Source organism: Hoeflea sp. 108 (assembly GCF_000372965.1).
Lineage (GTDB): Bacteria > Pseudomonadota > Alphaproteobacteria > Rhizobiales > Rhizobiaceae > Aminobacter.
This window is the reverse complement of the sequence record NZ_KB890024.1, coordinates 76,228-97,442: the sequence shown is the minus strand read 5'-3', so window position 1 is coordinate 97,442 and position 21,215 is coordinate 76,228. Positions and strand designations below refer to the sequence as shown.

Here is a 21,215-nt window from a genome sequence, read left to right as displayed (position 1 = left end):
ATTTATATATAAATTCGGCCTCCGACTTGAGACCCGGCTTATCCGCGCAGGTCAAAACCGCCCTCGGCGACCGTCTCGCCATTGACAATCAGCTCGACGCGATGGTGGCCGGGATAATGCTTGCGGGTGGTGAAGTCGCGGACTGCCTGGCTGATCTCCAGCTCCTTGCGGCCCGTCGGCGGCAGGGTGATCTCCTTCAGCTTGAACACCTTCTTCGAGGTGCCTCCGGCCTTCTTCACATAGTGGACGGCATAATCGACCACCAGCTGCTGCGGCTCGGCGGCGGTCGAGACGATGCATGTCTTCAGCGCGATGCGGCCGCCGAGTGCGATCGACGCCGGCGTCACCGCGAATGCCTGGACATCGACCTTGGGCTTGCCGGTGGTGCCGATCAGCTCCAGCGCCCTTGGATCGCCCTTCTTGATCAGCGTCCGCAAGGCATGGCGCACGATCCAGGCGGTGTTCCTGTCGTTCATGTCCCAGCGCGCCAGCCGCTCGACCAGCAGGCCGGCATTGTCCTTGGAGATGTCGTTGAGGTGGTTCGCCACCGACTTGCGCACATAAAGGCTCGGATCGTTCTTCAGCGCCTCGAGGATCGGCACGGTCGGCGACGGGTCGGAGATCAGGTTCTTCAGCTGGAACGACCAAGGCAGGCGCGGACGCGACCCTTCGCTGGCGAGGCGGCGCACATGCTCGTTGCCGTCGAGCGCCCAGCCGCGCATGACCTTGAGGGTACGGCCAAAATCGTCAGCGAGGAAATGGCGGATCGCGAACTCGGCCGAACCGAAGCGGGTGAAATAATGCAGCGCCTCCATCGAGCGCTCGAAATGCGCCCTGCCATAAAGCGCGACGAATTCAGCCAGCACGATCGACGCAAAGCCATGGCCGATGCGCGGCGCGAGCTCGCCGAGCAACTCGACCGAGCGGGCAAAATTGTCGGGCAGCGCGCCGTGCAGGGCTTCGGCCGTCTGCCGCAGCCTCTGCATGATGCCAAGCGCGTCGAGATTGTCAGTCGCCAGTGCCGTGAAGCGTTCACCGTCAAAGTCAGGCGAAATCGCCGCCATCTCGTTGGCGATATGCCCGAACCGGGCACGGTCGAAGATTTCCTTCAGCGCCGGTGCGGCCTGCGTCTGGTCTTCCGTCATCTACTCTCTTGTCCCTAGCGCGCCCCCGCGCCGACCCCGTGCATCCGTTCGAATGCAGCGGCTTCCTGCGCAGATACGAATCGAGACGCCAAAGTACAACTTGGCTCCTGCCAGGGAGCTGTCAGGAGTTTCTCCAGTCGGCCGCCTCTACAGCACAAAATGGTGAGACCGGCGTCCTCGGACGCAGGCGCGCGCACGTTCGGCTTGGCGGATGTTCCGGCGAGTGCCCGCCGCATGTTCGATTGACGACCACCGGCGACAGGCCGAAAATATCCCCAAAAGCGCTGTCCAGATCCAGGGAGGTCACCGTGACCATTCACCAGGAAGTGCATCTCAGGGGCACGCCGAAGGACATCTACGATCTGCTTCTCAACGCCGCGCGTTTCCAGGCAATGACGGGTGGGCTCTCGGCCCACATCTCGACGCATGAGGGCGGCGAGGTGTCGATCTTCGGTGGCGACATCGAAGCTCGCAACCTCGAGCTGGTGCCCAATCGCCGCATCGTCCAGGCGTGGCGTTCCAGGCATTGGGCTGAGGGTATCTATTCGGTCGTCCGCTTCGAACTCGAAGCCGAGGCCGGCGGCACCCGGCTCGTCTTCGACCAGAACGGCTATCCGCGCTCGGCCCGCGCCATGCTCGATGAAGGCTGGACGAAGATGTATTGGGAACCGATGAACAAGGCACTGGCGCATCACTGAGCGAAGGCCGCCCTGCCCCTCGCTTGGAGAGTTAGAGGTAGAAGCGCGGGGCCAAGAAGCCCGTCACTCCGCGGCTACCGCCCGGTTCGCTGAGGCCGGCTCGAACGGACTGACCGTCATGCCTTGCCGTGTCATGGTGACGAAGCTCGACGGCGGCACGGCCTGCCAGCTTTCGCCTTCGCGGTCGAAGGGCTCGGAGACGATGCAGCGGCCGGCGGCCCCGTCACGCGTGTAGAGGGTCGGTGCATGCGCATCGGTGGCGTAACGCACCGCAAACAGCCTTTCGCCATCGCTGAACGCCGCCGTCAGCTTGAACGAGGCGGTCATGCCGGCGGCTTCCGACGCCTCGACGACGCGGCATGTGGCCCGAGCCACCGCCCCTTGCGGGTCGGCATCCAGCCCCTCCTCCAGCATCAGCAGGAAGAACAATTCGGAATCGGTCGTTCCCTGGCGCTGGTCGTAGAGCGTGTCGCAGACGGCGGCCTCCAGCCGGCGGCGGATCTTTTCGAAGCCGGAAATCTGGCCATTGTGCATGAAGCTCCAGCGGCCCGAGATGAAGGGATGGCAATTGGCCCGGCTGGTGCCACCGCCTGTCGCGGCACGCACATGGGCCAGAAACAGGCTCGACTTGATCTGGCGGCACAGGCTTTTGAGATTGGGATCCGACCAGGCCGGCAGGATGTCGCGGTAGAGGCCGGGTTCGGGCCGGTCGCCATACCAGGCGAGCCCGAAGCCGTCGCCATTGGTCGGCGACTTCGCTTCCTCGGCGCAGTGGCTCTGGGCGATCAGCGAATGGCACGGTGCGGAAACGATGTCTTCGAGAAAGACCTCTTCACCGAGATAGGCGGCCCACCGGCACATCGCGCATCGACCTCAATTTCGGCCCGCAAGGCGGGCTCAAGACCAAGTCCAGACTCGGCCAGCACGTATAAAAAATCGTAAATGCGCGGAATCGCACTCTGCCGAGCTTCGCCATCCGTTTGTGTCGCGGCTGTGGCAAAGGTTCACATGAGTTCCGTCATGCAAAAACCACACAGGCCTGTCCTTGCAGGCGCGCAGCGTGGAGATCGGGATTGACGTTCTCCGAGCACCGTCCCATAGGATCGCCGCCATGAAATCCGCCTCCGAAAATTCTTCCGCCCCCGTCGTCGGGATCGTTCGTTTGCCGCATGCAGGCGACCTGCAGCTGCCTGCCTACGAGACCACGGGCGCAGCCGGCATGGACCTGCGCGCCGCCGTCCCCGAGGACCGGCCGATGCTCATCCTGCCCGGCAAGCGCGCGCTTGTGCCGACCGGTCTGGTCTTCGAAATCCCCATGGGCTTCGAAGGCCAGATCAGGCCGCGTTCCGGCCTCGCCTTCAAGCACGGCATCACCTGCCTCAACACGCCCGGCACCATCGACAGCGACTATCGCGGCGAGGTCAAGGTGCTCTTGATCAACCATGGCGACGAGGACTTCTATGTCGAGCGCGGCATGCGCATCGCCCAGATCGTCATTGCGTCGGTGACCCGCGCCCAGGTCGAGGAGCGCGACCTCGCCGGTGACACGACGCGCGGCAGCGGCGGCTTCGGCTCGACGGGCACCGCGTGAGCGCGCCCAAGCTCGTCATCTTCGACTGTGACGGCGTTCTCGTCGACACCGAGCCGCTGGCCAACCGCCGCCTGTCGGCCTGGTTGAGCGAAGCCGGCTATCCCGTCAGCTACGAGCAATGCCGCAAGCAGTTCGTCGGCCGCAGCCTGGTGTCGGTGCAGAAGGAGGTCGAGGCAACAGGCGTCAGCCTCGGCCCCGACTTCGTCGAGCGCTGGTATCGCGAGCTGCCCGAGCTGTTCGAAACGGGCGTGCAGGCCATCCCGCATATCGAGACCTTCGTCACGGCGGTGCAATCCGCCGGTATCGCCTATTGCGTGGCGTCTTCGGCGCGCGTCAACAAGATGCACATGACGCTCGGCCAGACCGGGCTGCTCACCTATTTCCGCGACGTGCTGTTTTCGGCCACCATGGTCGAGCGCGGCAAGCCCTTCCCCGACCTCTTCCTCCATGCCGCCGGCACAATGGGTTTTGAGCCTTCCGACTGCGTCGTCATTGAAGACAGCGTCGCTGGCGCACAGGCCGGTGCCGCCGCCGGCATGCGGGTGTTCGGCTATCACGGCGATCCGCATTCCGACCGCGACGGGCTGGCTGCCAGCGGGGCCGTGCTGTTCGACGACATGCGCAAGCTGGCGGGACTGATCCCGATCGGCTGAAACAGGGTTTGAGCCCTTCGGCACTCCAGTCTACACTCGCCCCCTGTCGGTTCAGCTCGAGGGCGATGACATGGACAAGGGCGCAGTCTTCCGGAAACTTCACGAGGCGCCGGGCGCCTTCATCATTCCAAATCCGTGGGATGTCGGCACGGCCAAGCTGCTTGCCTCGTTCGGCTTCGAGGCGCTGGCAACGACAAGCGCCGGCTTCGCCTTCTCGCGCGGCCTGCCCGACGGCGACGTCGGCTTCGAGGCGATGATCCACCACTGCCGCGACATGGCGCATGCCACTGGCCTGCCGGTGTCGGCCGACCTCGAAAAAGGCAAGGGCGACAGCCCCGAAAGTGCCGCCGAGACGATCTTCGCGGCCGAAGCCGCGGGCCTTGCCGGCTGCTCGATCGAGGACCACACCGGCGAGGCCGACCGGCCGATCTATGATTTTTCGCATGCAGTGGAGCGTATCACCGCGGCCGCAGAGGCGGCGCGGGCGCTGAAGCACGATTTCGTGCTGACGGCACGCTCTGAAAATTTCCTCTGGAACCGACCCGACCTCGACGACACGATCAAGCGGCTGCAGGCTTTCGAAAAGGCCGGGGCCGACGTGCTTTATGCGCCCGGGATCACCGATGTGGAGATGATCCGTATCCTGTGCAGCTCGGTCACCAAACCAGTCAACGTGCTGGCCGTACCCAGCTTCTCCGTCGCCGTTCTGGCCGAGGCGGGTGCGAAACGCATTTCGCTCGGCTCCAAGCTGACGAGCTACGCCTTCGGCATGATGGAGCGGGCGTCGCGCGAGATGCTGGGCCAGGGCACGTTCGAATTCGCCCGCGACGGCATACCCTACGGCAAGCTGCAGGCGATGTTCGGCCGCGACAACTGATCGGTCATCGTCACGCCCGCAGTCCGGCCGTCCTGAGTTCGGAAACAGATACGCTCTTGTGCAGATGCACCATCATCGCAGCCGCGAAGAGCGGGGTCAGAAGGTTGAGGATCGGCACGGCGAGGAAGGCGGCAATGACGAGGCCCGCCAAAAACACCGTGCCGGCGTTGCGGCGGCGCAAATCCTTGGCGTCCTGCTCGGAGCGGAAACGCATGGCGGCGAATTCGAAGAACTCCCGGCCGAGCAGATAGCCGTTGACTAGGAAGAAGGCGCCGATGTTGACGCCCGGCACGAACAGCAGGAACAGCGCCACGATGTTGCCCAGGATGACGATGCCGAAGAACTTGATCGCCAGAACCAGGGCGCGCAAGGCCGGCACCGGCCGGCCCGGGCGGTCATTGGGATAGTTGGTCTTCTCGACGACCTCGGCGACGTCGTCCAAGAACAGGCCGGCGACGATGGCCGTGGCGGGCGCAATCAATAGCGCCAGCCCCAGCGCCAGGCCGATACCCGCGACAACAGCCGCGATCAGCCCGAGCCAGCCGGTCCACGAGGGCAGGCCGGGCAGCATGGCGTCGATCCATGGCATGGCAAGCCAGTCGAACACTTCGCGGATGCCGAACCACAGCGCCACCAGCGCAAGGATCGTCAGCCCCAGCGTCTTGAAGAACACGCTGCGGAACTCGGCCGTGAAGAGCTGGCTTGCGGCGGCGCGGGCGGCGTCGAGGATCATGTTGGCGTGGTCGCTCCCTGTTCGGCCCCTGAGATAAGGTGCCGCACGGCCGGCCTCAAGCGCGGGCCCGCCAAATTGCCGGGTAGGCAAACGGGCCGCGAGCCGCTAAACGCAATCCGTTTTGCCGACCCGTCGGCCCCTTTTACGGCCAAAGTGCTGCGGAGACCCTGATGAGCCAATATGACGTGCTGTGCATCGGCAACGCCATCGTCGACATCATCGCGCAATGCGACGAAGCCTTTCTCACCGACAACGGCATCATCAAGGGCGCGATGAACCTCATCGACGGCGAGCGCGCCGAGCTGCTCTATTCGCGCATGGGCCCGGCGATCGAGGCCTCCGGCGGCTCCGCCGGCAACACGGCTGCCGGCATCGCCAGCTTCGGCGGCCGCGCCGCCTATTTCGGCAAGGTTTCCCGCGACCATCTCGGCGAGGTCTTCACCCACGATATCCGCGCCCAGGGCGTCGCCTTCGACACCAAACCGCTTGACGGCACCCCGCCGACGGCGCGCTCGATGATCCTCGTCACGCCCGACGGCGAGCGCTCGATGAACACGTTTCTCGGCGCCTGCGTCGAGCTCGGCCCAGACGACGTCGAGGCCGACAAGGCGAGTGGCGCCAAAGTCACCTATTTCGAAGGCTATCTGTGGGACCCGCCGCTGGCCAAGGAAGCGATCCGCATGACCGCCGCCCACGCACACGCCGCCGGCCGTGAAGTGTCGATGACGCTGTCGGATTCATTCTGCGTCGACCGCTACCGCGCAGAGTTCCTCGACCTGATGCGCTCGGGCACGGTCGACATCGTCTTTGCCAACAGCCACGAGATCAAGTCGCTCTACGAGACCTCGTCGTTTGACGAGGCGCTCGCCCAGATCCGCCGGGATTGCAAGCTCGCCGCCATCACCCGCTCCGAGAAGGGCTCGGTGATCGTGCGCGGCGACGAGACCGTGGTCATCGAGGCGACCAAGATCCGCGAGCTGGTCGACACGACGGGCGCCGGCGACCTCTACGCTGCCGGTTTCCTCCACGGCTACACGCAGGGGCGCTCGCTCAAGGATTGCGGCGACCTCGGCTCGCTGGCCGCCGGCCTGGTGATCCAGCAGATCGGCCCTCGGCCGCGGCAGAATTTGAAGCGCGAGGCCGAGCAGGCCGGGTTGCTGTAGGTCTCTTTTTCCTTCGCCCCGTTTACGGGAAAAAGTGCCCCGAAGGGGCGGATGAGGGGCTGCGCAGACTTCACGCACGCTGCGCCCTACGTCGCCCCCATCTGGCCTGCCGGCCATCTCCCCCTCAGGTGGCCACAATGTCATTACGGCCTTCGCCAACCTTCTACCTGAGCGAGACGGCCGACGCTGCCAATCTCCCCACCTGAGGGGGAGATGGCCGGCAGGCCAGAGGGAGGGGCGCAAAGAAATGCGACCTTCCAACATTTCACACTCCTCCATTGCCACCCCCCGTCTGCGGTCTGGCCCTTGTGATGAAAAATCCGGGTAGCGGGGCGCGAACCCGCGCTCCGCCGGCGATTTCTGTCGCCGTCCGTTCCCTTCCGCGGCGACCCTGCCCCACCGGCGCATCGTCCAGCGTATCCGGGCCGTAGTACCCGGAGAGGAACCTTCGGCCGGAACCTCCCCGGGCAACAGGTTACCTAGCCCTCAAGCCCCCGCGTTGTACGCCGCGATTGCCGCCATGTTGACGATGTCGCTATCCTTGGCGTTGAGCGGGACGACCTGGACCGGTTTGTTGAGGCCGACAAGAAGCGGGCCGATGACGGTGGAGCCGCCGAGTTCCTGCAGCATCTTGGTCGAGATCGAGGCCGAGTGGTAGGCCGGCATGACCAGCACGTTGGCGGCACCGGTGAGGCGGCAGAAGGGGTACTGCTGCTGCATTAGGCGATGGTTGAGAGCGACGTCGGCGGCCATTTCGCCGTCATATTCGAAGTCGACGCGGCGCTTGTCGAGGATCTTGACCGCTTCCTGGACACGTTCCGAGCGCTCGCCGGCCGGGTGGCCGAAGGTCGAATAGGCGAGCATGGCGACGCGCGGCTCATAGCCCATCTTGCGGGCGTAGCCGGCGGCCTCCTCGGCGATGTCGGCGATCTGCTCGGCGTTCGGCATGTCGTGGACCGCCGTGTCGGCGACGATGACGTTGCGGCCGCGGGCGAGCACGATGGAGACACCGATGACGCGGTGGCCGGGCTTGGCGTCGATGACGCGGCGGACATCCTCCAGCACGGTCGAGTAGTTGCGGGTGACGCCAGAGACCATGCCGTCGGCATCGCCGAGCGCCACCATGCAGGCGGCAAAATGGTTGCGGTCGTTGTTGATCAGACGCTGGCAATCGCGCAGCAGGAAGCCCTTGCGCTGCATGCGTTCGTACAGATAGTCGGCATAAAGAGCGTTGCGGCGCGACAGGCGCGCGTTGATGATCTCGAGGCCCGCCTTGTTCAGGTCGATGCCGGCATGGCGGGCGTTTTCCTTGATGACGTCGTCGCGGCCGAGAAGGATGGCGGTGCCAAGCTTCTGGTTCACATAAGAGACGGCGGCGCGCATGACCTGCTCTTCCTCACCCTCGGTGAAGACGATGCGTTTGGGCTGGCGCCGGACACGGTCGTAGATGCGCTGGAGCGTGGAGGCGATGGGGTCGCGGCGGGCCGAGAGTTCGTTGGCGTATTTATCGAGGTCGAGGATCGGCTTGCGGGCGACGCCCGAGTCCATGGCGGCGCGGGCGACGGCCACCGGGATCGCCGAGATCAGGCGCGGGTCGAACGGCACCGGGATGATGTAGTTCGGGCCGAATTTCGGCCGGTTGCCCTGGTAGGCGGCGGCGACGTCGTCGGGAACGTCCTGGCGGGCGAGCTCGGCAAGGGCGGTGGCGGCGGCGACCTTCATGTCATCGTTGATGGTGGTGGCGCGGACATCGAGCGCGCCGCGGAAGATGTAGGGAAAGCCGAGCACGTTGTTGACCTGGTTCGGATAGTCCGAACGGCCGGTGGCCATGATGGCGTCAGTGCGGATCTCGGCCACTTCCTCGGGCGTGATCTCCGGATCGGGATTGGCCATGGCGAAGATGATCGGGTTCTTGGCCATGGACTGGACCATGGCGGTGGTCAGCGCGCCCTTGGCCGAGAGGCCGAAGAAGACGTCGGCGCCGTCGAGCGCGTCGGCGAGGCTGCGCGCCTCGGTCTTGGCGGCATGCGCCGACTTCCACTGGTTCATGCCCTCGGTGCGGCCCTGGTAGACGACGCCCTTGGTGTCGCACAGGATGACGTTGTCGGGGGCGAAGCCCATGGCCTTGACCAGCTCGATGCAGGCGATGCCGGCGGCACCGGCGCCGTTGCAGACGAGCTTCGTCGTCGCCATGTCGCGGCCGGTAATGGCAAGCGCGTTGATGAGGCCGGCGGCGGCGATGATGGCGGTGCCATGCTGGTCGTCATGGAAGACGGGGATGTCCATCAGCTCGCGCAGCTTCTGCTCGATGATGAAGCATTCGGGCGCCTTGATGTCCTCGAGATTGATGCCGCCGAAGGACGGCCCGAGGAAACGCACGCAGTTGATGAATTCGTCGGCGTCCTCGGTGTCGACCTCGAGATCGATGGAATCGACGTCGGCGAAGCGCTTGAACAGCACCGACTTGCCTTCCATGACCGGCTTGGAGGCGAGCGCGCCGAGATTGCCGAGGCCGAGGATGGCGGTGCCGTTGGAAATGACGGCGACCATGTTGCCCCTGGTGGTGTAGTCGAAGGCGCGCGAGGGATCCTCGGCGATGGCCTTCACTGGCACGGCGACGCCGGGCGAATAGGCGAGGCTGAGGTCACGCTGTGTGGCCATCGGCTTGGTCGGCACGACCTCCAGCTTGCCGGGCCGGCCCATGGCGTGGAACTCGAGCGCTTCCTCGGAGCTGACCGAGGGGCCGGTGTTGTCGGTTTTCTTGTTCGATGCCATGGCTGGAAGCGTCCCTACCCTTGAAATATTCTTTTTGTGGAGCGTTCCGGATTAAGGCTACACATCGGCGCTGTAAACCGCCAAGCACAGCGGTGTATTTGCTTTTTTCGAAGGGCCAGGCGTGAACGACCGACCGACCATCGCTGCGGAAGCTGACATTGGGGAAACCCGGGGTGAAGCAGGCACGGAAGCCAGGGCCGACGCCCCGGTGCATGCCGCGCCGACGCCGATGATGGAACAGTATATCGAGATCAAGGCGGCGAATCCGGATTCGCTCTTGTTCTACCGCATGGGCGATTTCTACGAGCTGTTCTTCGACGACGCCGAGAAGGCGAGCCGGGCGCTCGGCATCGTTCTGACCAAGCGCGGCAAACACCAGGGGCAGGACATCCCGATGTGCGGGGTGCCGATCCATGCGGCGGACGACTACCTGCAGAAGCTGATCGGCCAAGGCTATCGCGTTGCCGTGTGCGAACAGATCGAGGATCCGGCCGAGGCCAAGAAGCGCGGCTCGAAGTCTGTCGTAAAGCGCGACGTGGTGCGGTTGGTGACGCCAGGCACGATCACCGAGGACAAGCTGCTTGCGCCGCAGGAATCGAGCTTCCTGATGGCACTGGGGCGGGTCAAGGGTTCGGGCGAGGCAAGCCTGGCGCTCGCCTGGATCGAGATCTCCACCGGTGTGTTCCGCGTCGCCGAGACGACGCCGGAGCGGCTTGCGGCCGACATCTTCCGCATCGATCCGCGCGAGCTGATCGTCGCCGAACCTGCGTTCCATGACGAAGAGCTCAGGCCCAGCTTCGATCTGGTCGGCCGCATCGTCAACCCGCAGCCGCCGAGCCTGTTCGATTCCACCTCGGCGCCGGGCCGCATCGCGCGTTTCTACGACGTGGCGACGCCCGACAGTTTCGGCGCGTTTTCGCGCGCAGAACTGTCGGCGATCTCTGGCGTCATCGCCTATGTCGAAAAGACCCAGAAGGCCGAGCGGCCGCCGCTGTCGCGGCCCGAGCGCGAGCAGGCGGGCACGACGCTGTTCATCGATCCGGCGACGCGCGCCAATCTCGAACTTTTGCGCACGCTGTCGGGCAATCGCGACGGCTCTTTGTTCCGCGCCATCGACCGCACGGTGACCGGCGGCGGCGCACGGCTTCTGGCCGACCGGCTGATGTCGCCCCTGACCGCCCCCGAGGCGATCGGCGCCAGGTTGGACGCGGTGTCGTTCTTCATGGGCGAGACCAGGCTCAGCGAGGCGCTGCGGCTCAGCCTCAAGGGCGTCGCCGACATGCCGCGCGCCCTGTCGAGGCTCGCGCTCAACCGCGGCGGGCCGCGCGATCTCGGCGCGCTGCGTTCGGGATTCTCGGCGGCGCGCACCATTGCCGGGCTGTTTGGAACCGCACCGCTGCCGGCGGAGCTGCAAAAGGCGATGGCGGCGATCTCGGCGCTGCCCATCGAGTTCGCCGACCATCTCGACACAGCACTCGGCGAAGAGCTGCCGCTGCTCAAGCGCGACGGCGGTTTTGTCCGCGCCGGCTACCATGCCGAACTCGACGAGATGCGGGCGCTGCGCGACCAGTCGCGCCGGGTGATCGCCGGCATGGAGCGCGACCTGATCGAGGAGACGGGCATCCGCTCGCTCAAGATCCGCCACAACAACGTGCTCGGTTATTACATCGAGGTGACGGCGAACAACCAGCAGGCGCTGAACGGCACCGACGAGGCCAAGGCGCGCTTCATCCACCGCCAGACCATGGCGAGCGCAATGCGTTTCACCACCACCGAGCTCGCCGGGCTGGAAACCAAGATCGCCAACGCCGCCGACCGGGCGCTGACCATCGAACTCGCCGCCTTCGATCAACTCGTGGGCGAGGCCGTAACCCACGCCCAGGCGATCCGCGCGGGCGCGGACGCATTGTCGGTGCTCGACGTCTCCGTCGCATTGGCAGCGCTTGCCCAGAACGAGGCCTGGTGCCGGCCCGACGTCGACGCCAGCCTCGCCTTCGATATCCTGGGCGGGCGCCACCCCGTGGTGGAGCAGTCGCTGCGCCGCGAGGCGGCAGCCCCCTTCGTCGCCAATGACTGCATGCTGTCGCCCGACGGCAACGACAGGAACGGCGCCATCTGGCTTTTGACCGGCCCGAACATGGGCGGTAAGTCGACCTTCCTGCGCCAGAACGCGCTGATCGCCATTCTCGCCCAGATGGGGTCCTTCGTGCCGGCCGAGCGCGCTCATATCGGCGTCGTCGACCGGCTGTTCTCCCGCGTCGGCGCCTCCGACGATCTGGCGCGCGGGCGCTCGACCTTCATGGTCGAGATGGTGGAGACGGCAGCGATCCTCAACCAGGCGAGCGAACGCACGCTGGTCATCCTTGACGAGATCGGTCGCGGCACCGCCACCTTCGACGGCCTGTCGATCGCCTGGGCAGCGGTCGAATACCTGCATGAGAAGAATCGCTGCCGCGCCATTTTCGCCACCCATTTCCACGAGCTGACTGCGCTTTCCGGAAAACTCGGCCGCCTGCACAATGTGACGATGCGGGTGAAGGAGTGGGAAGGCGAAGTTGTGTTCCTGCACGAGGTCGGCAAGGGTGCCGCCGATCGCTCCTACGGCGTGCAGGTGGCCCGCCTCGCCGGCCTGCCCGACGCGGTCGTGGCGCGCGCCAAGGAGGTGCTGCACCAGCTCGAGGAAAGCGAGACGTCTGGCAAGGCCGACCGCCTTGTCGACGACCTGCCGCTGTTTTCGGTGGCGGTGAAGCGTGAAGCGGCCAAACCCGTCGCCAACGATGCTCTGAGCGAGGCGCTCAAGGGGCTAAGCCCGGACGAAATGACCCCGCGCGAGGCGCTGGATGCGCTGTACCGCCTGAAGGGGCTGGCGGGGAACTAGGGGCGCAGAGGCAAGGATCGGAGACCGGCATGCTGCACCACCTCTCGCTAGGCGTTTCCGACATCGACCGCGCCGCTGCCTTCTACGACGCAGCACTTGCCCCACTCGGCTATGTCAGGGTCTGGGAAGACCTCGCGTCCGGAGCTGACGACCAGGCCGTCGGCTATGGCGTCGCTGGCGGCGGCGACAAGCTGGCGATCAAACTACGCCGCAAGGGCCAGCGCCCGCCCGGCCCGGGTTTTCACCTTGCCTTCGCAGCACCCGACCGGCAGGCAGTTGCGGCATTCCACGCGGCAGCGCTCGCCCATGGCGGCAGAGACAATGGCGGCCCCGGGCTGCGCGCGCATTATGGCCCGAACTATTTTGCCGCCTTCGTGGTCGACCCCGACGGGCATCACATCGAGGCGGTGTTCAACCAAGCCGTCTAGGCTGGCGCGCCGCGCGGGCGACGCGCCTTTTGTAGCTCCGGGCGGTCACGCCGCCCTGGCGGCCTGCGGCTGCTTGAAAAGATTGCGACCGATGGCTCGCGCCGTGTCAAGGCGGGCCTGCGGGCTCTCGCCTTCAAGCAAGAGCTCGGAGGTCGCGACCTCGGTGCCGACATAGTCGAAGATGCCATGGTCGATCTGTGTCTTCATGGCGCCGAAATAGCCGTGCCGCGCATAGGTGCGCATGCCGGCCCCGCCTATGGCGACAAGATGAACCCTGAGGTGACGAAGCCGCTTCACCAGCTTGGTATCTGGACCTTCATCATAGGCCCAGCCATTGGCGAAGACCCGGTCGATCCAGCCCTTGAGCAAAGCCGGCATTGACCACCAGTAGACGGGGTAGACCAGCACCAGCGTGTCGGCGCGGTCGATCCGCGCCTGCTCGGCTGCGACATCGGCCGAAGGCGGCACTTCCCTGCGGTGAACGGCGAGATCGGTGGCGGTAAATCTCGGATCGAAGGCCTCGGCGGCAATGTCGGCGATCTCGAAGGTGTTGCCGGGATCGGACAGCGCCAGCCCCTCGGCGATCTCGGCAGCGATGCTGTGGCTGAACGAGTTGGGATCGGGATGCGCGACAACGATGAGGGCGTGCATGTCGGAAACTCCGGCTGGGTGTTGTGGATGGCGAGACGAGACTATATACTTTTCGTAAGCTACTTTTAGTAATATACGAATGGTATATAACATGTCAATCAGCGAAACGCCGCCGCCGCGACCCCGCCAGCGCCTGTTGCGCGAGGATAGGCATCGCCAGCTTCTCGACGTGGCGTGGCAACTTGTACGGCAGGAAGGGACGGAAGCGCTGACGCTGGGGCGGCTTGCCGAGCAGGCAGCGGTGGCAAAACCTGTCGTCTACGACCATTTCAGCACGCGAAGCGGGCTGCTCGCGGCGCTCTACATCGAATACGACACGCGCCAGACCGCGCTGATGGATGCGGCGATCGCCGCCGGCGAACCGACCCTTGAAGGCAAGGCCGCCGTGATCGCCTCGTCTTATGTCGACTGCGTGCTGCAGCAGGGCAACGAGATACCGGGTGTGAGCGCGGCCCTCGCCGGTTCGCCCGAACTCGCCAGGATCAAACGCGACTACGAGGCGATTTTCCTGGAGAAATGCCGCCTGACCCTCGCTCCATTCACCAACACCGGAACCATATCCGCTGCCGGCCTCCGTGCCATGCTGGGTGCCGCCGAAGCCCTGTCCTCTGCAGCGGCGGCCGGAGAGCTGGCGGCGCAACAGGCGAAGGATGAGCTGTTCGAGACCATTGTGGCGATGGTTGCGCGAAACACACGCTGAGGGTCAGGCTACCGATCAAGCCGAACTATTTCGCCGCTATCGAAGCGCCGATTCGCTTGCTAGAGCGAGGCTCTGGCAACAAAGCAGTTGCAGACACTGCGCAAGAGACAAGCACCCATTCCAGGTTTTCTGCCTGACTTGGGCCTCTTCCGCTCTCCCATCCCCCACCATTGCATCCCCCCGCAACTGCGGCGACACTGCACTTGCGGGGAGACTGGCGGCGAAGATGCATGAGGTCGTGACACTGGAGGGGTGGTCGTCGCCTTTTGTCGAGGCGGTGACGCGGACCCGGTTTGGCAGCGGCGGCTCTATGCGGATGCAGCCTGATGGCTGCTGGGACGTGGTCGTTTTCAGGAACGGCGACAAGACGACTGGGCTGCGCACCGGGCTGACCACGGCCGCGGTGACCCATGACTATGCCGCCGGCGACGAGATTCTGGCGATAAGCTTCAAGCCGAGCAGCTTCATGCCGCTGATGCCGGGCGAGGTGATGCGCGATCAGGGCGTGGTGCTGGACCTGGTCGGCAAGGATCGCTTCCGGCTCGGCTCCGACGTGCTGGAGATCCCGACCTTCGATACAGTCGACGGCTTCGTGCGCAAGCTGGTGCGCAACGGTAATGTCGAGGACAACCGGGTTGTCGCGTCGATCGTCTCGGGGCATCCCATGGCGATGTCGGAGCGGACGCTGCAGCGGCATTTCTTGAAGACGACCGGCGTCACCTACAAGACCTTCACGCAGATCGAACGCGCCCAGAAGGCGCTTGTTCTGCTGCAACAGGGGCGGCCGGCGGCCGACGTCGCCTTTGCGCTTGGGTTTGCCGACCAGCCGCACATGATCCGCTCGCTCAAGGCGATCATGGGCATCACCCCAGGGCAGGCCCGCCGCTGAAACTGTCGGAAATCTTCAATCCCTGGGACACTGCCGCCGGCTAGAAAAGATCCACTTTCAACCCCGTGCACACCTCCGCAACGATGTTCGAACGGGACGGTGCACAAGAGCAAAAGTGGACACGCGGCAATGTCTGAGATCACTCCCTTCACGATCGCCATTCCCGAAGCCGAGCTGACCGATCTCCAGGCGCGGCTCGCCAACACGCGGCTGGCCAACGAGGTTGCGGGCGCGGGCTGGAGCTACGGCATGGCAAGCGCTTTCGTCGCCCGCGCGATCGAGCGGCTGAAGAGCGACTTCGACTGGCGCGCTGAGGAGGCCGCGATCAACAGCCACCCGCAGTTCGTCACCGAGATTGACGGCCAAAAAATCCATTTCCTGCATGTGAAGTCGGGCGTCGCCGATGCGGTGCCGTTGCTTCTGCTGCATGGCTGGCCGAGCTCGTTCGTCGAGTTTTTGGGCGCGATCGGGCCACTGACCAAGGCCGGGTACGATCTTGTCATCCCGTCACTGCCAGGCTTCGGCTTCTCGGGGCCGACGCGCGAGACCGGCTGGAACGATGGCCGCATCGCCGGCGCCATGCTCGAGCTGATGTCGCGCCTCGGCTACCAGCGCTTCGGCGTCCAGGGCGGCGATGCGGGCGCGATCATAGCACCGGCCATCGGCCGCGCGGCGCCGGAGCGCGCCATCGGCGTGCATGTCAATGCGGCGACGATGGGCTTTATTCCGCTGGGGCCCATCGAGCCGAGCGAGATCGCGACGTTCAGCGATGCCGAGAAGAGCCGCCTGCAGCGACTGCAGCAGTTCATGGCCGAGCGCTTCGGCTTCAACGCGCTGCAGTCGAGCCGGCCGCAGACGCTGGCCTATGGCATTTCGGACTCGCCGGCGGGGCTGATCGCCTGGCTGGGCGACATGTTTGCCGGCTTCGGCGACAGCCCCGACGCGGTCGAGCTCGACCGGTTCCTGACCAACGTGCTGATCTACTGGTTCACTGGCACGGCAGCCTCGTCGATCCGGCTCTACTACGAAAACGCCCACGATCCCGAGGCGTGGTCGCCGAAGCCGAATTCGGGCGTGCCAACAGGCGTTGCCGTCTTCGCCCGCGACGAGGTCGCCATCCGCCGCTATGGCGAGGACGGCAACACGATCGTGCGCTGGACGGAACTTGCGAGCGGCGGCCACTTCGCCGCGATGGAAGTGCCTGATATCTGGGCGGAAGACGTGGCGGCGTTCTTTGCCAGCCTGCGCTGAGGCGTGACGACGACGGGCAGCGCGCCGCCGGGAAACTGGCAGCGCGCTGCCAGTTTCCGCCGTTCGGGTGCGTCCTTGGGATGACCGACCTCCGCCAGTCGGGCCCAAAAGGGAAGAGCCATAGCGATCGTGAACACGCGGGCACTTCAAAGTGCCGATTGCAAAATCAGATCAGTCAATCTAGCATCTAACCGATTGCAAAATGCAATCAGCGTGAATGTGGCGCGTGCGAACTGAAAGCGGCAGAGCCAGTTCGTGTTCGGCCGGAACCAATCCCCAGACGGCTAGGACGACAGCGCCCTTGGGCCACGTCCCTGGCCCAGCCTGGCCGACAGTCTGAAAAATTGCCGAGGGAGACGAAAAGATGAATGCCCCCGCCTCAATCACCATCACGCCGATCCTCGTTGCCGATCTGTTCGTCGAGGGCGAGCGGATGCCAGTCTATGTGCACGTCATCGACCATCCCGACGCGCGCATACTGGTCGATACGGGCATGACGGAGCTGCACCCGGCGGTGGTGGCCGCGTTCGACCCCCGCCTCTATCCGCTGAGCAGGCAGGACATCGACCTCGCCGGCATTGACATCGTCATCAACACACACCTGCACGCCGACCACTGCGGCGGCAACCATCTCTTCGCCGGCAAGCCGATCTACGTCCAGCGTCGCGAGCTCGACGACGCTCGCAGCGAGGACGGCTACACCATTCGCGAATGGGTCGATGCGCCCGGCATTCGGTATGTTCCGGTCGACGGCGAACTCGAACTGCTTCCCGGGCTTCGGCTCGTCCCGGCGCCGGGCCACACGGCCGGCATGCAGGTGATCGTCATCGAGACGGGCGGGCGCCCGGTCGTCGTCGGCAGCGACGTGGCGGTCTGGTTTGGCGAACTCGACGAGCCGCAAAGCGAAGGCCAGCTGCGGGTGCATGCGCTCGACCCCGAGCTGGTCTGGCTTGCACACGAACAAGAGCCGTGGCGACCTCGCACCGCATGAGGCATCGCCGTCGAAAGTCAGTCCAGTCGAGCTGGCCATCTGATCCCAAGGGCAAAGAAGGCGCTCGGTCTCTCGAAAGGCGCGCGGCGATAAAATCTTTGCGCGCTGTCGGCATCTGTCGTTCCGGTGCGTCCTTGGGGCAGGAGCCAACGAGGAGGCGACGATGCGAGAGCTGGTGCTGAAGATGACGATGTCGGTCGACGGCTTCGTCAGCGACCTGGAGGGCCGCAACGGCTGGATGTTCGGCACCGACCAGGAGGCCAAGGCGTGGAGCGTGGAGTTTCTGTGGGGCGCGGGTCTGCACATCATGGGCAGCAGCACCTTCAAGGGCATGGCCGCGTGGTGGCCGACCTCGACCGACCAGTTCGCGGCGCCGATGAACCAAATCCCCAAGGCAGTGTTTTCGCGTCAGGGGCCAGCGATTCTGGCAGCGGCTGATGGTGAGGCTGGGACGGCGAAGCAGCTGCAGCCGGGCGCAGAGAGCTGGACGGAGGCGCAAGTGGCGAGCGGCGACCTGGCCGAGGAGATTGCCAGGCTGAAGGCCCAGGAGGGCGAGCCGATCGTCGCCCATGGCGGGGCGAGCTTTGCCCGCAGCCTCGTGGCGCAGGGGCTGGTCGACCGGTTCGCGCTGCTGGTGGTGCCTATGGCGCTGGGCAAGGGCTTGCCGCTGTTCTCCGAGCTGGCGGCGCCGGCGGCTCTCGAGCTGGTGAGTTCGAGGGCTTTTCCGGGAGGCGCCGTGGCGCAGGTTTACCGGGCCCGGTGATCTTGTCGCGGAGCACGGACGCGCGGCGTGTTCAGGCTCTGGGCGGACCGGTTGCTATATGCAATCGGTCTGTCTAAGTTGAGATCGACAGCAGGCGCAATCAGGACGGTATGGGGCGTCATGGAAAGGAAGCTGCAATGGCCAGGCTCGTGTTCGGAATGAACCAGTCCCTTGACGGTTATGTCGACTACATGTCGTTTGCGCCGGATACGACGCTGTTCCGCCATTTCATCAAGGAGGCCGAAGGGCAGGCGGGCAGCCTATACGGCCGCCGCATCTACGAGATCATGCGCTACTGGGACGACGAACATCCGGAATGGGATGCCGATAGACGCGCCTTCGCGGCGGCGTGGCGCAGGCAGCCGAAATGGGTGGTGTCGCGGTCGCTGCCACCGGTCGGCCCCAACGCCACGCTCCTCGGTAAAGACCTTGAGGGTGAAGTCCGCAGGCTGAAGGCCGAGCGCGATGGCGAGATCGAAGTCGCCGGACCTGATCTCGCGCACAGCCTGACGGAGCTCGGCCTGATCGACGAATACCGAATCTACCTGCACCCAGTCGTGCTCGGCCAGGGCACGCCCTATTTCGCCGGCCCGCGGCCGCGGCTTCGCCTCGTGGCCCATGACCGGATCGGCGAGGACGTGATCAGGCTGACTTACGTTCCTGCCTGAACCCGCAACGCGCTGGACGAACGTCATAGCAGGCGACCGGGTCGCCTGCCTCAGGCTGCGGTGGCGGCCTGGGGCCGGTTCCGCTCACGCCAGGAGGCGGGGCTGAGAGCGGTGACGCGCCGGAACTCGCGGTTGAAATTGGACTTGGTCTGGAAGCCCGAGTCCAGCATGGCCGATGTGACCGACATGTCGGTGTCGCGGAGCAGGCGGCAGGCTTCCGATATCCTGATGTCGTTGATGTATTGCGAGACGTTCTTGCCAGCGAGGCGGTTGACCGCGCCCGAAATCTGCCTGGATGGCACGCCGGCGCGACGGGCCAGTCGCGACAAGGTGAGGTTTTCGTCGCGGAACAGCTTCTGCTCGACCAGCAAGTGCTTGACCTGGTCGAGGATCTCGCGGTCCTGCTCGGAGGCCGACGGTTCCGGCTGGCTGGGCTGGGTCGCAGCCGATGGATGGGCGCGCGAGGCGACGAAGGCGGTCAGGCCGATGAAGAACAGGCCGAGCAGATTGGCATTGCTGGCGATGACGGCGGCGTTTGCACCCTGCAATCTTTCGAAGGCGAGCAGCACGCCGAGGTCGAACAAGGCCGACAGGCAGAGTGCGACGGCGGCGATGACCAGCGCGCGATGCGCGGCGACCGCACTGTCGAGGCGCGCTTCGACCAGCGCGTCCGGACCGCTCCGCCCAAGGCTGAGCACGGCAATGGCATAGCCGACGAAGAGCACGATCAGTGCTGCGTCGATGAGGGCGGGCGCGAACAGCACGATGACAGTCATGGCCAGCGGCGGCAGGGCGTGTAGCCAGCGCATGGCGCCGCCCCCGGCATCGTCGCGCTGGAGCAAGGTGCGGAAACTGAACAGCACCAGCGGCGGCAAGCCGGCTGCGAGGATCGGCTGGACGCTGCGCGTGGCCTCGACATGGTAGCCCCAACGCAGGCCGACGACGACCGACTGCAGGGCGCAGAGGGCGACGAGGACGAGGAATGCCGTGTTGCCGCCTGTGGTCTCGCGGGCGCGCAGGGCCGCGACGAGCAGGATGACCAGCAACAAGGCTGCGACGAAGGAAAGGGGCACGAAGATCAAGGCGAATCCCACCGGAGATGACGGCCGATCATGGCCTCTATCGCGATCGAGCACGACCTGAATCGCGATCCAGGACGCTGATGATGGCTGATTTCGCCTGATGTCGCTCGTCTTCATTCGCAACAGAGCGAGGTTCCCATGCTCCAGCTACTCACCACCATCCCTGCCCTCATCGGTTTTGTGTCGGCCTGTTTCGCTTCCGAAGCGGGCGTGCGCGAAATGACCGTAACGCAACCCGGCCGCGATCTGGCCGTCACCGTCTGGTATCCGGCCGGCGCCGGCGGCAAGCCGACAACAGTCGGCGGCAACAAGGTGTTCAAGGGCGCGGCTGCCAGCGTCGATGCGCCTGTGGTGCCGGGGCGCCATCCGCTGGTGCTTCTGTCTCATGGTTCGGGCAGCCGCGTGGAGGCCATGGGCTGGCTCGCCACCGAGCTTGCCAAGGCCGGCTTCGTCGTCGCCGGGCCGAACCATCCGGGCACGACCGGCGGCTACTCCACCCCTGCCGACACGCCGAAGCTGTGGCAGCGCACGGCCGACATTTCGGCGGTCATCGACGCCGTCACCAAGAACCCGGCATGGAGCGGTTTCATCGACGCCGACAGGATCGGCGTGGTCGGCTTTTCGCTCGGCGGGGCGACCGCGATGGAGCTTTCGGGCGCCCGCGCCAATCTCGAGGCTTTTGCCAGCTATTGCGACGGCTACAAGGAATGGGACTGCGCCTGGTTTGCCGGCGGTGTCGGCTTCGTTAATGACGAGAAGGTGAAGGTGGAAAAGGTCGACCTGCGCACGCTCGACCGGGCGCGCTTCGAGCAGTCGAACCTCGACCGGCGTATCAAGACCGCGGTACTGGCCGATCCGGGCCTCGTCCAGGCCTATGATACCGAAAGCCTGAAGCAGATCGATATCCCGATGCACTTCATCAATCTCGGCGAGGGCGAGAGCATTCCGCTGGCAGTTATCTCCGACAAACTGGCCAAGCTCACGCCCAAGGGCAGATATGCCACGGTGGCGGGGGCCACGCATTTCAGCTTCCTGCCGGAATGCAAGGACGGTGCGGCGGAGATGCTGAAGTCGGTCGGCGAGATCGACCCGATCTGCTCGGACGAGGCGACGCGGCCGCGCGGCGAGTTGCATGCGGAGTTGATCGGGTTGGTGAAGGACGCGCTGGTGCGCGACCTGATGGCTTCGAAGTAGCGATACCCCCTGCCCGGCGCCGGCCTTTAACCGGCGCTGGGATTTGTTGCGACATTCTCGCTTGCCCCTCAGAGCTCTTGACACG

The 21,215-nt window shown here is 65.3% G+C and carries 20 protein-coding genes; 14 read left to right on the top strand and 6 right to left on the bottom strand.

Going from position 1 to position 21,215, the window contains the following annotated elements; all coding sequences use genetic code 11:
• Positions 1 to 38: 38 nt before the first annotated feature.
• The gene (locus tag B015_RS0100430; protein WP_018425666.1) at positions 39 to 1,145 is read right to left on the bottom strand and encodes a DNA alkylation repair protein; all 1,107 of its coding nucleotides are present in this window, start codon (positions 1,143 to 1,145) and stop codon (positions 39 to 41) included.
• 308 nt (positions 1,146 to 1,453) lie between these two features.
• On the opposite strand from B015_RS0100430, the gene B015_RS33160 reads away from it, so the two are divergent.
• A complete protein-coding gene (locus B015_RS33160; protein ID WP_018425665.1) occupies positions 1,454 to 1,843 on the top strand; it encodes an SRPBCC domain-containing protein in 390 nt (129 codons plus the stop codon).
• Between the two features lie 63 nt (positions 1,844 to 1,906).
• On the opposite strand, the gene B015_RS0100420 is transcribed toward B015_RS33160, so the two are convergent.
• Positions 1,907 to 2,704, bottom strand: coding sequence for a class II glutamine amidotransferase (locus B015_RS0100420; protein ID WP_018425664.1), 798 nt, complete (start codon positions 2,702 to 2,704; stop codon positions 1,907 to 1,909).
• Between the two features lie 250 nt (positions 2,705 to 2,954).
• On the opposite strand from B015_RS0100420, the gene dut reads away from it, so the two are divergent.
• From dut to B015_RS0100405, 3 genes are all read left to right on the top strand, one after another.
• Complete coding sequence (dut, locus tag B015_RS0100415) at positions 2,955 to 3,434, top strand: dUTP diphosphatase (RefSeq protein WP_018425663.1); 480 nt, start codon at positions 2,955 to 2,957, stop codon at positions 3,432 to 3,434.
• Positions 3,431 to 4,087 carry an HAD family phosphatase gene (locus B015_RS0100410; RefSeq protein ID WP_018425662.1) on the top strand — a complete coding sequence of 219 codons (657 nt, stop codon included), beginning with the start codon at positions 3,431 to 3,433 and terminating at the stop codon, positions 4,085 to 4,087. The genes dut and B015_RS0100410 overlap by 4 nt, the downstream gene beginning before the upstream one ends.
• 70 nt (positions 4,088 to 4,157) lie before the next feature.
• Positions 4,158 to 4,964 carry an isocitrate lyase/phosphoenolpyruvate mutase family protein gene (locus tag B015_RS0100405; RefSeq protein ID WP_018425661.1) on the top strand — a complete coding sequence of 269 codons (807 nt, stop codon included), beginning with the start codon at positions 4,158 to 4,160 and terminating at the stop codon, positions 4,962 to 4,964.
• Positions 4,965 to 4,974: 10 nt separating this feature from the next.
• Here the strand turns inward: B015_RS0100405 and B015_RS0100400 are convergent, their stop codons facing one another.
• Positions 4,975 to 5,697: a sulfate transporter family protein gene (locus B015_RS0100400; RefSeq protein WP_018425660.1), complete on the bottom strand. Its 723-nt coding sequence runs from the start codon at positions 5,695 to 5,697 to the stop codon at positions 4,975 to 4,977.
• Positions 5,698 to 5,867: 170 nt separating this feature from the next.
• Between B015_RS0100400 and B015_RS0100395 the strand changes: the two genes are divergently transcribed.
• Positions 5,868 to 6,860 (top strand): adenosine kinase, encoded by a 993-nt coding sequence (locus B015_RS0100395; protein ID WP_018425659.1) that lies wholly within the window; start codon positions 5,868 to 5,870, stop codon positions 6,858 to 6,860.
• 486 nt (positions 6,861 to 7,346) lie between these two features.
• On the opposite strand, the gene B015_RS0100390 is transcribed toward B015_RS0100395, so the two are convergent.
• Positions 7,347 to 9,635 (bottom strand): NADP-dependent malic enzyme, encoded by a 2,289-nt coding sequence (locus B015_RS0100390; RefSeq protein WP_018425658.1) that lies wholly within the window; start codon positions 9,633 to 9,635, stop codon positions 7,347 to 7,349.
• 157 nt (positions 9,636 to 9,792) lie between these two features.
• Between B015_RS0100390 and mutS the strand changes: the two genes are divergently transcribed.
• Complete coding sequence (gene mutS, locus B015_RS0100385) at positions 9,793 to 12,513, top strand: DNA mismatch repair protein MutS (protein ID WP_051091929.1); 2,721 nt, start codon at positions 9,793 to 9,795, stop codon at positions 12,511 to 12,513.
• Positions 12,514 to 12,542: 29 nt separating this feature from the next.
• On the top strand, positions 12,543 to 12,941 hold the full coding sequence (locus tag B015_RS0100380; protein ID WP_018425656.1) for a VOC family protein: 399 nt from the start codon (positions 12,543 to 12,545) through the stop codon (positions 12,939 to 12,941).
• A gap of 45 nt (positions 12,942 to 12,986) precedes the next feature.
• Here the strand turns inward: B015_RS0100380 and B015_RS0100375 are convergent, their stop codons facing one another.
• A complete protein-coding gene (locus B015_RS0100375; protein WP_018425655.1) occupies positions 12,987 to 13,592 on the bottom strand; it encodes an NAD(P)H-dependent oxidoreductase in 606 nt (201 codons plus the stop codon).
• Positions 13,593 to 13,683: 91 nt separating this feature from the next.
• Here B015_RS0100375 and B015_RS0100370 point away from each other — a divergent pair, with 91 nt between their 5' ends.
• The 6 genes from B015_RS0100370 (at position 13,684) to B015_RS0100345 (ending at position 18,854) form a co-directional block, all read left to right on the top strand.
• The gene (locus tag B015_RS0100370) at positions 13,684 to 14,292 is read left to right on the top strand and encodes a helix-turn-helix domain-containing protein (protein WP_018425654.1); all 609 of its coding nucleotides are present in this window, start codon (positions 13,684 to 13,686) and stop codon (positions 14,290 to 14,292) included.
• 226 nt (positions 14,293 to 14,518) lie between these two features.
• Positions 14,519 to 15,181: a helix-turn-helix domain-containing protein gene (locus B015_RS32060; protein WP_018425653.1), complete on the top strand. Its 663-nt coding sequence runs from the start codon at positions 14,519 to 14,521 to the stop codon at positions 15,179 to 15,181.
• 129 nt (positions 15,182 to 15,310) lie between these two features.
• The gene (locus B015_RS0100360; RefSeq protein WP_018425652.1) at positions 15,311 to 16,432 is read left to right on the top strand and encodes an epoxide hydrolase family protein; all 1,122 of its coding nucleotides are present in this window, start codon (positions 15,311 to 15,313) and stop codon (positions 16,430 to 16,432) included.
• 364 nt (positions 16,433 to 16,796) lie between these two features.
• Complete coding sequence (locus B015_RS0100355; protein WP_018425651.1) at positions 16,797 to 17,423, top strand: MBL fold metallo-hydrolase; 627 nt, start codon at positions 16,797 to 16,799, stop codon at positions 17,421 to 17,423.
• Between the two features lie 163 nt (positions 17,424 to 17,586).
• A complete protein-coding gene (locus tag B015_RS0100350; protein WP_018425650.1) occupies positions 17,587 to 18,186 on the top strand; it encodes a dihydrofolate reductase family protein in 600 nt (199 codons plus the stop codon).
• 137 nt (positions 18,187 to 18,323) lie between these two features.
• Positions 18,324 to 18,854 (top strand): dihydrofolate reductase family protein, encoded by a 531-nt coding sequence (locus tag B015_RS0100345; protein WP_018425649.1) that lies wholly within the window; start codon positions 18,324 to 18,326, stop codon positions 18,852 to 18,854.
• Between the two features lie 50 nt (positions 18,855 to 18,904).
• Here B015_RS0100345 and B015_RS0100340 read toward each other — a convergent pair whose 3' ends face one another.
• Positions 18,905 to 19,927 carry an AraC family transcriptional regulator gene (locus B015_RS0100340; RefSeq protein WP_245262280.1) on the bottom strand — a complete coding sequence of 341 codons (1,023 nt, stop codon included), beginning with the start codon at positions 19,925 to 19,927 and terminating at the stop codon, positions 18,905 to 18,907.
• A gap of 147 nt (positions 19,928 to 20,074) precedes the next feature.
• Between B015_RS0100340 and B015_RS0100335 the strand changes: the two genes are divergently transcribed.
• Positions 20,075 to 21,130 carry an alpha/beta fold hydrolase gene (locus B015_RS0100335; RefSeq protein WP_018425647.1) on the top strand — a complete coding sequence of 352 codons (1,056 nt, stop codon included), beginning with the start codon at positions 20,075 to 20,077 and terminating at the stop codon, positions 21,128 to 21,130.
• Positions 21,131 to 21,215 lie beyond the last annotated feature (85 nt).